Origin of the sequence: Corallococcus sp. bb12-1 (assembly GCF_026626765.1) — a bacterium.
GTDB classification, from domain to species: Bacteria; Myxococcota; Myxococcia; order Myxococcales; family Myxococcaceae; genus Corallococcus; species Corallococcus terminator.
The window spans coordinates 245,452-258,502 of record NZ_JAPNJZ010000002.1 but is presented as its reverse complement, the minus strand read 5'-3'; the positions used below and the strand labels follow the sequence as shown (position 1 = coordinate 258,502).

Annotated in this window: 13 protein-coding genes; 3 read left to right on the top strand and 10 right to left on the bottom strand. The window is 69.9% G+C overall.

Translation table 11 applies throughout. The features are described 5' to 3' along the window. Positions 1-4: 4 nt before the first annotated feature. The 9 genes from epsV to glp all read right to left on the bottom strand — a co-directional run bounded on the left by epsV (position 5) and on the right by glp (position 10,319). The gene (epsV, locus tag OV208_RS06940; RefSeq protein ID WP_267573034.1) at positions 5-1,504 is read right to left on the bottom strand and encodes a PCP family exopolysaccharide biosynthesis protein EpsV; all 1,500 of its coding nucleotides are present in this window, start codon (positions 1,502-1,504) and stop codon (positions 5-7) included. Continuing rightward, entirely contained in the window at positions 1,501-1,911 is a 411-nt protein-coding gene (epsW, locus tag OV208_RS06935) for an exopolysaccharide biosynthesis response regulator EpsW (RefSeq protein WP_420714988.1), read from the bottom strand. Before epsW ends, epsV begins: the two co-directional genes overlap by 4 nt. Positions 1,912-1,934: 23 nt before the next feature. Then, the gene (locus OV208_RS06930; RefSeq protein ID WP_167508823.1) at positions 1,935-2,111 is read right to left on the bottom strand and encodes a hypothetical protein; all 177 of its coding nucleotides are present in this window, start codon (positions 2,109-2,111) and stop codon (positions 1,935-1,937) included. Positions 2,112-2,120: 9 nt separating this feature from the next. Further along, a complete protein-coding gene (gene epsX, locus OV208_RS06925; RefSeq protein ID WP_267573032.1) occupies positions 2,121-3,440 on the bottom strand; it encodes an exopolysaccharide export protein EpsX in 1,320 nt (439 codons plus the stop codon). A 3-nt stretch (positions 3,441-3,443) separates the two neighbouring features. After that, on the bottom strand, positions 3,444-4,085 hold the full coding sequence (gene epsY / locus OV208_RS06920; protein WP_267573031.1) for an exopolysaccharide export protein EpsY: 642 nt from the start codon (positions 4,083-4,085) through the stop codon (positions 3,444-3,446). A gap of 14 nt (positions 4,086-4,099) precedes the next feature. Further along, entirely contained in the window at positions 4,100-5,653 is a 1,554-nt protein-coding gene (gene wzx / locus OV208_RS06915) for an exopolysaccharide biosynthesis flippase (protein ID WP_267573030.1), read from the bottom strand. A gap of 114 nt (positions 5,654-5,767) precedes the next feature. After that, positions 5,768-7,252, bottom strand: coding sequence for an exopolysaccharide biosynthesis polyisoprenyl-phosphate hexose-1-phosphate transferase EpsZ (gene epsZ / locus OV208_RS06910; RefSeq protein WP_267573029.1), 1,485 nt, complete (start codon positions 7,250-7,252; stop codon positions 5,768-5,770). Between the two features lie 323 nt (positions 7,253-7,575). Continuing rightward, positions 7,576-9,069 carry a formate dehydrogenase accessory sulfurtransferase FdhD gene (gene fdhD, locus OV208_RS06905; protein WP_267573028.1) on the bottom strand — a complete coding sequence of 498 codons (1,494 nt, stop codon included), beginning with the start codon at positions 9,067-9,069 and terminating at the stop codon, positions 7,576-7,578. After that, positions 9,066-10,319, bottom strand: coding sequence for a gephyrin-like molybdotransferase Glp (gene glp, locus OV208_RS06900; protein WP_267573027.1), 1,254 nt, complete (start codon positions 10,317-10,319; stop codon positions 9,066-9,068). The genes fdhD and glp overlap by 4 nt, the downstream gene beginning before the upstream one ends. Positions 10,320-10,489: 170 nt before the next feature. Between glp and mobA the strand changes: the two genes are divergently transcribed. The 3 genes from mobA to OV208_RS06885 all read left to right on the top strand — a co-directional run bounded on the left by mobA (position 10,490) and on the right by OV208_RS06885 (position 12,501). Continuing rightward, a complete protein-coding gene (mobA, locus tag OV208_RS06895) occupies positions 10,490-11,101 on the top strand; it encodes a molybdenum cofactor guanylyltransferase (protein ID WP_267573026.1) in 612 nt (203 codons plus the stop codon). A 296-nt stretch (positions 11,102-11,397) separates the two neighbouring features. Beyond that, positions 11,398-11,790 (top strand): response regulator, encoded by a 393-nt coding sequence (locus OV208_RS06890; RefSeq protein ID WP_267573025.1) that lies wholly within the window; start codon positions 11,398-11,400, stop codon positions 11,788-11,790. 99 nt (positions 11,791-11,889) lie between these two features. Beyond that, positions 11,890-12,501, top strand: a complete 612-nt coding sequence (locus tag OV208_RS06885) for a TIGR02265 family protein (protein ID WP_267573024.1) — start codon at positions 11,890-11,892, stop codon at positions 12,499-12,501. Between the two features lie 9 nt (positions 12,502-12,510). Here OV208_RS06885 and OV208_RS06880 read toward each other — a convergent pair whose 3' ends face one another. After that, on the bottom strand, positions 12,511-13,038 hold the full coding sequence (locus OV208_RS06880; protein ID WP_267573023.1) for a DUF1440 domain-containing protein: 528 nt from the start codon (positions 13,036-13,038) through the stop codon (positions 12,511-12,513). Between the last annotated feature and the right edge of the window lie 13 nt (positions 13,039-13,051).

Sequence of the window (13,051 nt, the reverse complement as noted above, 5' to 3'; positions counted from 1 at the left end):
ACCTTCAGCGGCGTTCCAGCTCCGCCAGCACCGGCAACTTCAAGAGCCGCTCCACCTGCCACTTCTCCAGGATGCGCCGCCGCAGGATGTCCAACGCCACCGCCGCGAACACCGCCAGCGCCACCCCGCCCACCACGCCCGCGATGGCGATGAGCTTCGGGTTCGGCTTGGACGGCTTCTCCGGGAAGAGCGCCGGCAACAGCACGCTGTAGCGGTGCTTCATGGACACCTTCGAAATCTCCAGCTCCGTCTGCGCCTGGTCCAACCGGCGCAGCTTCTCCTGGTGCCGCATCACCACCATGCGCATCCGGTCCGTGGCCACCGCGATCTCCGGATCATCCGGAGTGCCCAGCATCGCGCCCGCCATGGGGCCGCCAAACCCGGACAGGTTCGTGCCCTCCGTGGTGGTGGACTCCACGTCCGTGCCGCCCATGCGCAGGTACTCCTGGATGAGCGACTGCTCCTCCGCGCGCAGCGACGTGAGCTGCGGCGAGTCCGCCTGCATCGTCGCCACCCGCTGCTCCAGGTCGACAATCACCGGGTGCTGCGGGGAGAAGACGACGCGCTGTTCGGCCAGCTGCGAGCGCAGCTCCGTGAGCCGGCGGCTGCGGAAGTCCTCCACGTCGCGGATGGCGCGGCGCTTGGCCTGCACCAGGAACTTCAGCTGCGCGAGCGCGTGGTCCGTCTGCAACAGGGCCTGCCGCGCGCTGGCCTGCTTGGGATCCGCTTCCCGCTTCTTGCGGCGCGCGTCCGCCTGCTTCACCGCGCGCTCCAGGTCGGCGATGGCCTGCTTGATGTTCGCGGCCTCGTTCTCCACCTGGGACTTCAGGATGTTGACGGACTCCGTGATGGCGCCCATCTCCGAGTCGTGCCGCATGTCGAGGAAGTTCTGCGACGCGGCCTCCACGATGTTGAAGGCCATCTGCGGGTCGCTCCAGTCCACCCCGATGGTCACCGTGCCGGAGCCGCCCTCGGCCATCACGTTGAGGCTGGTCTCCAGCATCGCGATGAGCGCCTCTTCCTTGTCCGCGTCGGACATGGGGGGCGGCGCCTTCTTCGTGTACTGCTCCTTCAGGCGGCTGATGGGCGACCGCATGTTGTCCCAGTACTCGATGAGCTTCGCGTTCTTGATGACGGACTTGAGGTTGCCCCGGCTGAGCACCATCTCCCACGCGGCGCGCGTGGGCTGATCCGCCTCCACCGGGATGGAGCGTCCCGGGTTCACCAGCGAGGAGATGATGAGGTTGCGGTACGTCAGCATCCGCGTTTCGACGTGGTACTTGCGCGGCATCAGCTTCGCCGCCGCGGACCCCAGCGCGCTCATCACCGCGATGATGCACAGGCCCAGGAACCAGTGCCGCAGCACCGCCCGGCGCACGAACCCCAACCCGTCGAAGAGAAAGCCCCAGTCGATGAGGTCCGCCGGCGCGTTCGTCTCCTCGCGCTCGGGGACGTACGGCGGGGGCGGGGCGGAGTGGGGCGTGCGGGGGGCGGGCGACGTCACGAGATGGAGCTCCGGGACGCCGCCGCGGCCTTCAGGACCTGGCGCACGCGCTTCTCCAGCTCCTCCGGCGTGAAGGGCTTGCCCAGGTAGCCGTTGGCGCCGGCCTCTTCCGCGTAGGCCTTGTCCTCCGGCAGGTTGCGCGCGCTCACCATCAGCACCGGCACGTGCGAGATGGCCGGCGTGCGGCGGATGTGCTCGCAGACGTCGTAGCCGGACACGTCCGGCAACGTCAGGTCCAGGCACACGAGGTCGGGCTTCTCCTCGCCCTGGAGGTACTCCATGGCGGACTTCCCGTTGGGCTTCTCCACCACGTTCTTCACGCCCATTTCCTGGAGCATGTCACGCAGCATGACGCGGAACATCGGTGAGTCCTCCACGAGGAGGACGGTGAGCTGTTGGAGCTCCATCACGTCGAACGCCTTTCCTTCCCTCACCCGAACCCGTACCTGGGCACGAGGACGAGCACGCCGTATGCGTACGCCACATTGAAGAGGGCCACCCACAGGATGGCTTTCTTCATCCCCCGCCACGGATTCGCGTCGCGCGCCGCCGCACCGGGCAGCGCGACGGTGGCGATGAGAACGGACAAGAGGATGAGCTTCGCCATGGGGGAGCTTCAGAGGATACCAGTTTGCCGTACCGACAGTCCCAGCGTCGCGGACCACACCATGCGGGCCGCCTCCACGTCGGGCGAGCGAGTCCATGCGGTCCGCGTGTCCGCCTCCAGTGACACCCACCGTGACACCGTCCAGCTCGCGCCCACCCCACCCACCACCTGACGGTCTCCCACCGCCCCACCCACCGCGGACGCGCCACCGCCCGTCGCCGACAGCCGCACTCTAGGCCCCAACGCCCACGTGCCGTTCAGCGTCACGTCGGCCCTCGGGTACACCAGCCCTGTCAGGCGGTCCACGAAGGGCGTCACCCGCGCCGCCACCCGGCTGTTGAAGTCCGCCACCCGCGACGGCACCCGGTAGGTCCACGCCAGCGTCAGGTCCGGCAAGAGGTCCAGGCGCGCCAGCGGCTCCTCCTCCGGCGGCGTCACCCCGACCTGAAAGGTCGTAAGCCGTCTCCCACCTGCTGGGGTGACTCCGGGCAGCGCCTCGTCCGGAGCCGCTTCTTCCGTCGCCCGCATGGAGTAGGCCACGCCCACGCCCACGCCCACCTCCACCGCCGAGCGCCGGTCCACCCGGTGCGTCCAGGCGCCGGTGAGCGTGCTCACCGTGGCGCGCGCTCCGGTGGAGAAGCGCGAATCCGTGACGCCCACCGTGGCGGCCAGGGTGTGCCGGGGCGCGGGGGACCAGCCGAGCGCCGCCTGCCCGCGTGGGCCGTACTGGAAGGGCACTGCCTCCTGGGCCGTGGCGTCCAGGCCGCCACTGGCGGAGAAGCCCGCGCTGCCCGACAGCGACAGGCCCCGGCCCAGCCACACCGTCTCCGCCGCGAGCGTCGTCAGCGACGAGAGGAAGAACACGCTGTCCACGCCCTCCGGCAGCGGCTGGATGGGGACGTCCACCACGACGTCGCCCGGGATGGGGTCGCCCAGCGGATCATCCACGCTGCCGCCCAGGGGCAGGTTGGTGAAGAGGTTCACCTGGCCCAGCACGAACTCCTGGGTGCCGTGCAGGGTGAGGCCGCGCGACGGCCGCCAGTCACCCAACAGCCGCCCCACGTGCTGCACCTCCGTGCGCGGGTTGGTGGTGGCCTCGCGGAAGGAGATGCGCGGCGCGTATTCCAGACTGCCCACCGCGTTGCCGTCGTCGAACTTCAGGCCCAGCGTGGGCACCAGGTCCATGTCCCCTGCCACGGGAGGCACGGACTCGCCGGTGGCCTGCGCCTCCATGGAGCGCATGCGGGTGTCCACGCGCGCCTGGACGGCATAGGACACGTTGGCGGACGCCACCTCCAGCCACAGACTCGTCAGGACAGCGTCCAGCACGGGTTACTCCACCACCACCACGTCGCCAGGGCGCAGGCGGAAGGCCGCCGCGCGTCCCTCGCCACGGATGATGTCCTCGTACTTCACGCGAATGCGCGTGGGTTCTTCCGCCTTCGGGTCGTCGCGCCGGAGCACGAAGATGCGGTCGCGGTGGGCGTAGTCGGTGAAGCTGCCCGCGGCGCCCAGCGCCTGGAGCAGCGTCGCGCCCGGATCCAACACGTGCGCGCCCACGTTGGCCACCTCGCCCAGCATCGTCACCGACATGGGGCGCGCTTCCTCCAGCGACACCGTGACGACGGGGTGGTTGATGAAGTCCTTGAGCCGCGTCTGGATCTGCTGCGCCAGCAGGGCCGGCGAGTGGCCGGAGGCCTCCACGTCGTCCAGGAAGGTCAGGCTGATGCGGCCGTCCTCGCGCACCTTCGCGCGCGTCGTCATCGCCTCCTGGCCCCACACCCGCACGTTGAGCACGTCGCCGGGAACGATTTGATAGGCCGCGTCGGATTCGGTCGGCTTCTCCTGGTACTCGTTCACCCAGGTGTACTTGCCCAGGCCGCTGCACGCGGGCGCGAGCAGCAGCAGGCCGGCGCACGCGAGCGCGCGCGACAGGGCGCCGGGACCGCGGAATCGGGAGGGACGGGACGGCATGGCGCTCAGGCTCCTCACACGGTGGGGGTGGCCGTGACGACCACCTCGGAGGGGGCCGGATTGCCCCGCTGCCGCGCCATGCGTACCACCTGGAGCAGCTCCGCGGGGCGAATGGCGCCGGTGACGAGCACGCCCACGACATAGGCGCTGGCCGTCAGCCCCAGCCGGGGCCACGCGGCCACGCTGTCCACCAGGAAGCGGTCCAGGGCCACGCACACGACGCACACCACCGCCGTCTTCGCCACCATGAGGAGCGAACGCCGGTCGAAGGAGTTCCTTCCCATGCGGCTCAGGAACAGCACCGTGACGATGACCTCCGTGAAGAACATGGACAGCGCCGTGGCGGTGGCGCCGCCGGACGGACCGATGCGGCCGTAGAAGAACGGGATGAGCGCCAGGTTGAGCAGCGGGTTCACCACCGCGCCCATGGTCGCCGCCAGCGTCACCCACCACTCCTTGTTGGACATGGTGAGCCAGATGCTGCTGACCATGGTGACGTAGGCCATCACGAAGATGGGCGACAGCACGCGCAAGGGCAGCGCCGCGGGTTCGAAGCCGGGGCCGCACATCAGGCGCACCCAGAGGTCCGCGCCCAGCACCATGGCCATCATCACCGGCACGGTGAAGGCGAGCACGCCCTCCAGCGACCGGCGCGTCAGGTGCGACAGCTCCTGCGGAGAGCGCGACGCCGCGCGCGACATCATGGGCATCAGCACCCAGCCGAAGATGGGGCTGATGAGGAAGGTGAGGCCCGCGATGCTGAACGCGCCGCCGTACCAGCCCACCTCTTCCTTCGACGCGAGCTTGCCCAGGAGCGTCATGTCCGTGCGGCCGTTGCACGCGAGCGCCGCCGCGGTGAGGAAGAACGGCAGGCACGCCTTCATCACCTTCTTCGTCGCGGTGATGTCGATGCGGAACTTCAGCCCCAGGTGCACCTTCGCCAGGCGCCAGCTGATGACGAGCTTCACCGCTTCGGACGCCACCATGGGCACGGCCAACCACTGGATGCCCACGCCCAGCGCGGCCATCAGCGCCAGGCCCCCGCCCCACACAATCTTGGTGATGACGTTGGAGACGGACAGGCCCGCGACCTTGCCCTTGGAGTGCAGCAGCGCCGCCATGGACGCGTTGACGACGATGAGCGACTGGGCCAGCGCGAACCACTGCACCAGGTGCTGCACCTCCGGGGGCTCGCCGGTGTGGTGGAGCACCAGCGCCAGCGCGACCATGAGGATCAGCGTCATGCCCAGGCGCAGCACCATGGTGGTGCCGAAGAAGTCGCTCGCGTGCTCCGGGCGGACCGGCACCTCCTTGCGGATGTACGTCTCCAGGCCCAGGTTGGTGGCCACGAAGAACGTGGCGGCGAACGCCTCCGACCAGTTGAAGTAGCCGAACGCCTCCGGTCCCAGGTAGCGCGGCATCAGCGCCCGGATGCCCAGCGCGATGGCGTACGTCACCATCAGCGAGCCGCCCAGTTGCAGCGTGCTGCGCACGGCGCCGCGGACTTCGTTCGCGCGCGTGCCGTCTTCGACTTCAGCGGAGGAAGGGTTCTGACTGTTCACGGTCATGGAAGACGCGGGCCTTCGGGGGTGACGCGTACACAAGGGGGGGAAGGCCCGCCCCATGGAAAGACAAACGGGCCCGACGCGTCAACGTCGGGCCCGGAGATTCACTACTGGTCGCTAGCTTGCTCCGCGGCCCGTGATGACAACCGGAACCGTTTGGAGCAGCAGGCGAAGGTCGCCCGTGAGGCTCCAGTGGTCGATGTACTGCATGTCCAGGTACATCCACTGCTCGAAGGAGATCTGGTTGCGTCCGGACACCTGCCAGATGCAGGTGAGGCCGGGGCGCACGGACAGGCGGCGGCGCTGCCACGTCTCGTACTTGGCGACCTCGGTGGGCACCGGCGGACGCGGACCCACGACGCTCATCTCGCCGCGCAGCACGTTGAGGAACTGGGGCAGCTCGTCGATGGAGAACTTGCGGATGAAACGACCGATGCCGGTGATGCGCGGGTCGTTCTTCATCTTGAAGACGGGGCCGGTCTGCTCGTTCTGCGCGGCCAGCCGCTCCTTGAGCTCCTCCGCGTTCACCACCATGGAGCGGAATTTCAGCATGTAGAACGGCTTGCCGTGCTGCCCGGTGCGCAGCTGCTTGAAGAAGATGGGGCCGCGCGAGGTGAGCTTGATGCAGGCGGCGACCACCAGGAAGAGCGGCAGCAGCATCCACAGCGCCACCGACGACACCGCGATGTCGAACAGGCGCTTCATGGCCATCTGGTGCGGCTTGGGCGCCACCGCGGCGAAGTGCAGGTAGCCGTCCGCCACCGCGCGGGACTCCACCGGGCGGGCGCGGTCCAGGCGGAACGAGTGCGCGGGCAGCGCGAACGGCACGCCGAAGCGCTCGGCCAGCTTGATGGCGGCCTGCATGGATTCGCCCTGCTTGAGCGTGTTGCCGGCGATGTAGACCTCGCTCACCGGCAGGGTGCGCAAGAGGCGCTCCAGCTCATCCGCGGGCCCCAGCACCTGCGCGGGCAGGCTGTCGCCAGAGGCGTGATCCTCCGGGAAGCGCACGTAGCCAAGGATCTTGCGGCGGCCGCGGCCGGACAGGTCCTCGCCGGTGTAGCGGCCCATGGCGCCGGTGCCGACGATGAGGACCTCGTCGGTGGGGGCCTCCTGCGAGGCCACCTGGCGGAAGACGCCCAGCCGGAGCAGCAGCGCCACCGGCCAGAAGATGACCAGCAGCGGCGCGACGCCCACGTGCGTGGCGACGGGCATGGCCAGCTCCAGCACCGCCTGCACCGTCACGACGGCCAGCGTGGTGACGGACACCAGCGCCACGTGGTCCAGCTTGCTGCGCTCGGCGAAGCGCGAATCGTACAGGCACAGCGCGGTGCCGGTGATGAGCCAGACGAGCACGGCGGTGAGCACCATGCTGGGCAGCTCCCAGCCCAGCGGCAGCGTCTGCCCGCCCCGCATCCACGCGGTGCCCAGCAGCACGCTCACCAGCAGCACCACGTCCACGGTGAGGTTCAGCTTCGCGGCGAAGCCGGGGGCCAGCCGCGGAGGATCCGTGGCTTCTTCCAAGGCCCCGTTTCCCGTCAACGGGGCCGTCGACGGGGATGCCTTGACCTCGGCGCCTGCAGTCGCACTGCTCATCGTGTCCACCCCCCTCTGCTTCGAACGTTCGGGTTTCGCAGAGGATACCGTCATGGCTAGAAAAGTTTAACCAGGAGGAAATGAAAGACTGCCAAATTGTGCGGCGCGGCGCAACCACAGCACAGCAAGAAAAACTGGACTACAGGTGATTCCTAGGACGCCCCCATCCTACGAGGGAAATCGACCTTGTGACTGGGTCAGTGAAGCCCGCTTGGGACAGTGGATCGTCCTTTGAGCCCGGAGCACCCGGACCTGGGGCTGAGTGCATGTACGATGCCGGTCTGACAGGTGGATGCATGGGCCCTGTCCGGTGCATGACGTGGCGGAAGTCATCAAGGGTTCCAAGGATTTGGCGGTGTAGGTCCCAGTCGTTCCGCACCGGTGTAGACGTTGCAGCGGCCGTTCCTTGAGAACGCAGCGAGCGTTATCCCAGAACGCAGGGCCAGGTCGATGGCGAGCGAGCTGGCGGCGGAGACGCTGACGACGACGGGGATGCGGGCGCGGGCGGCCTTCTGGACGATCTCGAAGCTGGCGCGGCCGCTGACAGCGAGGACGGTGGGGGCGGCCGGGAAGGGTGGGACGGGCAGGCGGCGCGGGGCACGTACCGCGCGTGCGAGCACCAGGGCTCCCACGACCTTGTCCACGGCGTTGTGGCGGCCCACGTCCTCATGGGCGATGAGCAGTTCACCCTGGGCGTCGAGCGCGGCGGCGGCGTGGACGCCCCCGGTGTGCTCGAAGTTGTGCTGCACGGCGCGCAGGCGTTCGGTGGCGCGGGCCACGGTGTGGGCGGAGAGGACGGGGCCGGGGGCGACGGGGGCGCAGGTGGCCATCAGGTCGTCCACGTTCCGGCGGCCGCACACGCCACAGGCGGAGGTGGTGAGGGTGCCCCGGCGGGTGGCTTCCACGCGCTCCAGGTCGAGCACGGCGCCGGCGGCGGGGGTGACCTCCAGCACGTTGCCGAAGCCTTCGTCGCCGGGGTGGCCGCAGTGGAAGAGGCTGCCCAGGTCGTCCACGTCCTGGAGGATGCCTTCGGCGAAGAGGAAGCCCACGGCGAGTTCGCGATCATGGCCGGGGGTGCGCATCGTGGTCGCGACAGCGTCGCCGCTGACGCGGATCTCCAGCGGTTCCTCCACGGCGATGCGGTCGTCCTCGGTGGCGCGCAGGACCTCGCCGTCGAAGCGGCGCACGGGACGGTGGGTGATGCCACGGAGGGCGGAGCGCGGTGCGGCGTGCTGCGCGTCCGATGCGTGCGCTGCTCGCGGTGCCTCCACTGCGCGCGGTGTCCCGGATCCAGGCACAGCCAGCGCATTGGATCCGCGCGGCTCCACGCCTTCGCGGATCCACGCGACGATGAAGTCCGCGACGGCGCGCACGTCGTTCGTGGACAGGCGCGGGAGCGAGGCGAGGGCGGGCGGAAGCGGGGCTGCGTCCGTCACCACCGCGAGCACGTCGGGCCGGGAGGTCGCGAGCGGCGTCCCCAGTCCTTCGCGCCACACCTCCAGCTTCGGCAGGGGCCCGTCCTTCCAGCCCTCCACGAGCCACAGGTCCACGGCTTCCGCATGGCGCGCGAGGTGCGCGGGGGACAATGCCTCCGCCGTGGTGAGCTGCGTTCCATCCAACGTGGCGAAGCCCACGCGCACCGCGCCCGCGGCCTGGAGGCGCGCCGTGTCGCTGCCGGCACGGTGGAGCGGATGCGCGTCGGACGAGTGCTTCACGCACGCCACGCGCAGGCCCCTTGAGGACAGCTCCGGCACCAGACGCTCCAGCAGCGTCGTCTTGCCGGAGCCGGACCACCCGATGATGGCGAGCGCGGGCAGCGGCTTCACGCGGCCTCCACGGCCTGGAAGTCCGGCTGCGCGAAGAGCTGCACGTCCACGGACTCGCCCTGGGCGAAGTCGGCCTGGCCCGAGGGCAGCACCGCCCACCCCTGGGCCGCCACGTTCTGGAGGATCTGCCCCGCGCCCTGGGGCCGCAGCCGCGCCCAGGGCGTGGCACCGTCCTCCCGGATGTCGAGCGCCGCGACCGTGACGAGGTAGGTGAGCCCCGCCTGCTTGTGGCGTCCCTCGGAGAGCCGGGCGCGGGTGACGCGGCGCTGTTCGAGCACGCCCTGGTGCTTGAAGAGCAGCGGCCGCGCGAACTGATCAAACGCGACGGTGGCGGCGCCGGGATTGCCGGGCAGCACGACGACGGCGGTGTTCCCCAGGCGCGCCACGGCCACCGGCTTGCCGGGCTTGAGCGCCACGCCGTCCACCAGGAACCGGGCCCCCATCCGCGTCAGCACGCGCTTCACGCAGTCCCGGTCTCCCACGGACGCGCCCCCGGTGGTGATGAGCACGTCCACCTGGGGCGCCAGCCGCTCCAACTGCGCGTGCAGCTCCGATTCGTCGTCGCGCGAACGGGACAGGTGAGTGACGTCCGCGCCGGCCTCGCGGGCGAGGGCGGCCACGAGGATGCGGTTGCTCTCGAAGACCTGGTGGGGCTGGGCGGGCTGACCCGGAGGCACCAGCTCATCCCCGGTGGCGACGACGGCCACGCGCGGCGCGGGACGCACGAAGGCGGTGGCTTCTCCCAGCGACGCGAGCACGCCGAGCACGGTGGCGTCCACGCGCTGCCCCGCGGGGAACAGCGGGGTGCCGGGCCTCACCTCCTCACCCGTGCGGCGCAGGTCGTGGCCGGGCAGGACGCAGATGAAGAGCTCCACGTGCGTGCCGTCGTCGGTGGGGCGCGCGGCCTCCTGGCGGACGACGGCATCAGCGCCCGTGGGGAGCGGGGCGCCAGTGAAGACGCGCGCGGCCTCGCCGGGCCGGAGCGCGTGCCGGGGCAGGTGGCCTGCATAGACGGTGTCGACGATGCGCAGGCGAGCGGGACGGTCGCGCGAGGCGCCCCGGGTCTCCTCGGCGCGCACGGCCCACCCGTCCATGGCGGAGTTGTCGCAGCCAGGCAGCGCGCGCGCGGCGTCCACGCGGGCGGCGAGGAACCGCCCGTGGGCTTCCAGCAACGGAAGGTGCGAGGGGGCCGCGGGCACGATGGCTTCGAGCGCGGCCATTCGCGCGGCGGGGAGGGGAGTCAGCGGCATGCGTCGGAGCGTGAACTCTACGCTCGGGCCGGCTGCGCTTGTCCACGGGGGGGATCCGGATTGCGGCTGCTCCCTCTCTCCCCTTGCCAGGTGAAATCCCGGGAGTGGCACGCTTCCCAGGAGAATGGACAGGCGTGAACGGAGGGAAAGCTGTGTAGCGTTCCGTGGACATGGACGGATCCGCGACCTTTCCCGACGTGACACTGGCCATCCTGGCGGGCGGGCAGGGGAGCCGGCTGGGCGGCGTGGTGAAGGGGCTGCTGAGGGTGGAGGGGCGCACGGTGCTGGAGCGGTTGGTGGGGCTCGGTGCCTGCTTCGGGGACGTGCTGCTGGTGGCGAATGCACCGGCGCCCTATGCGCGCTTCGGGCTGCGCACGGTGGCGGACGCGGTGGTGGGCAAGGGCGCTCCAGGGGGCGTGCACGCGGCGCTGGGCGCGGCGCGCACGCCGTGGGTGTTCGCGGTGGCGTGCGACATGCCGTTCATCACGGAGGCCGTGGCGCGCGTGGTGCTGGAGGCGCGCGCGCAAGACGTGGACGCGGTGTGCTTCGAGCGCGAGGGACGCTGGGAGCCGCTGTTGGCCGTGTACCGCGCGGAGCTGACGGCGCGGTGGGGTGACGCGCTGATGGAGGACCCGTCCCTGCGCCAGGTGCTGTCGCGGTTGCGGACCCGGACGCTGCCCGAGGCCGTGCTGCGCGCCGTGGATCCGCATGCGCGCGCGTTGGCGAACGTGAACACCCCGGAGGACCTGGAGCGTTACGGCGTCGCGTTGCCGGTGGACTGAGGCCGGGCAGTGTCTGGCATTGCATCCCCGAAAAGCCCCTGGGACGCCTTCCCGAGACCGCAAGCCCCGGTACGCGGTGACCCCGCGAAATCACGTTGTGAATCGGACATTCGGGCAGGCGGACCCGAGGGAAACAACGGAATCGGAGAATCCGGAGCGGGTGCTTCCACCGTTCGCGATTCACGGTGCCAATGCCACTCCCGCTTTCGACCGACGACCCCCATATCGTCGGGCGAAATCGCGGAGGCCAGGAGTCACGGGGATGCTCGAACGTGACGGAGCGAGGGGAGACTCATATGTCAGACAGTGCCCCGCTCGTCCTGTTGATCGAGGACGAAGCAGACATTCGCGACGCGCTCAGCACGCTGCTGGAGATGGAGGGCTACCGGGTCGCGCAGTGCGTGCATGGCGAGGACGCGTGGGCGTGGCTCCATGCGAACCCGTCTCCATCCCTGGTCCTGCTGGACCTGATGATGCCGGTGCTGGATGGACAGTCCTTCCTTCTGCGCCTGGCGCAGGCGCGCATGCTGGAGGGTGTGCCCATCGTCGTGCTGTCCGGCAGCCCTTTCAAACCGGATGGAGCGGTGGCCTACCTGCGCAAGCCTGTGTCGGTGAGCGAGTTGTTGGACATGGTGGGCCGCCTCCTACCCTCTCCGGAGCCCGGTCCGGGAGGACCTCACACGTCCTGAAACATGTGTCGTGTGAACAGCCGGGGGCTCGCGGCAAGGCTTGACCTGTGGAATGGTCCAGCCCGGCGGCCTCCCCCTCCGCCCTTCAAAGGACGAACGATGCCGCAAGGAACACTGGACCTTCCAGAGGACATCGCGCGCGACCTGACCGCCCGGCTGGGCGTCACCAACGACGAAGACACCTCACGAGGCATGTTCTTCCTGGGCGCGCTGGACGCGGTGCGCTTCCAGGGCGGCGAGAAGGCGGTGGCGAGCATCCTGGAGCAGACGGGGGAGACGGCGGACTACGTCCCCACGCAGTCGTATCCGTTTCCCCGCTTCCTGCGTCTGGCCTATGCGGCGGCCTGGCAACTGGCGCCGCAGATGGGCGATTTCGACGGGGCGATGCGCCAGATTGGCACCCAGGCCATGCTGGACTTCCTCCACTCCATGTTCGCCCGCGAGTTGGTGCATCAGGCCGGTGGGGACCCGAAGCGGCTGATGGAGGTGATGCAGTCGGCCTACCGGATGGCCCTGAACTTCGGCGAGCGCACCGTGGAATGGGTGGGCCCGACGGCGGGGCGCATCTCCATGACGCGCACGCTGATGCCGGTGCCCTACACGGAAGGCATCCTGCGCGCGGCCCTGGAAGTCACCGGCGTGCGTGACGTGCAGGTGAAGGGCCACGCGCTGTCCATCGTGGAAGCCTTCTACGACATCTCCTGGAGCTGAAGCCGGGCTTCAGCTCAGGGCGCGGCGCACGACGCGGTAGGTGCCTTCCGCGGCGGTGCCGTAGACGAGGTGCGCGGCGAGCGCGCTCAGGTGCGTCTTCACCGGCACCTTTCGAGGCGGCGGGGCCAGGCCCAGCACGGGCACGGCCAGCTCGTCACCGAAGAGGAAGAGGCCCAGGCCGAAGCCCACGCCGAACAGCCTCCCCGCCAGCGGCACACGCTCATGCATCGCGCCGTGGATGGCGCCCCAGAGCGTGCCGTAGCTCCAGTGCACGGCGTTGCCCGCGCGCTTCTTCTGTTCGCCCTCCAGGTGCACACCCACGGGCTCCGCGAGCTTGCGCGCCGCCTTCTCCGTGGCGGGCTCCTGCTGGGGTGAGGCGTCCTGTTGCTTCGACTCGCCGAGCTTCGCCATCAGCGCCTGCGCCTGGTTCATCGCGAAGGTGCCCAGGGCGCCTCCGACGGCGCCAATGAGGATGTCCTTCAACAGCGCGCCGCGTCCGGGGCGCGCGAAGGGAAGGCTTCGGTTCCAGCGGATCATGGAGGGTCCTTTC

Excerpts from the sequence above, each read along its gene's own strand:
- epsW (WP_420714988.1), bottom strand. The coding sequence starts at position 1,911 with ATGGAGCTCCAACAGCTCACCGTCCTCCTCGTGGAGGACTCACCGATG.
- wzx (WP_267573030.1), bottom strand. The coding sequence starts at position 5,653 with ATGACCGTGAACAGTCAGAACCCTTCCTCCGCTGAAGTCGAAGACGGC.
- glp (WP_267573027.1), bottom strand. The coding sequence starts at position 10,319 with ATGCCGCTGACTCCCCTCCCCGCCGCGCGAATGGCCGCGCTCGAAGCC.
- OV208_RS06885 (WP_267573024.1), top strand. The coding sequence starts at position 11,890 with ATGCCGCAAGGAACACTGGACCTTCCAGAGGACATCGCGCGCGACCTG.
- OV208_RS06930 (WP_167508823.1), bottom strand. The coding sequence starts at position 2,111 with ATGGCGAAGCTCATCCTCTTGTCCGTTCTCATCGCCACCGTCGCGCTG.
- OV208_RS06880 (WP_267573023.1), bottom strand. The coding sequence starts at position 13,038 with ATGATCCGCTGGAACCGAAGCCTTCCCTTCGCGCGCCCCGGACGCGGC.
- mobA (WP_267573026.1), top strand. The coding sequence starts at position 10,490 with ATGGACGGATCCGCGACCTTTCCCGACGTGACACTGGCCATCCTGGCG.
- OV208_RS06890 (WP_267573025.1), top strand. The coding sequence starts at position 11,398 with ATGTCAGACAGTGCCCCGCTCGTCCTGTTGATCGAGGACGAAGCAGAC.
- epsY (WP_267573031.1), bottom strand. The coding sequence starts at position 4,085 with ATGCCGTCCCGTCCCTCCCGATTCCGCGGTCCCGGCGCCCTGTCGCGC.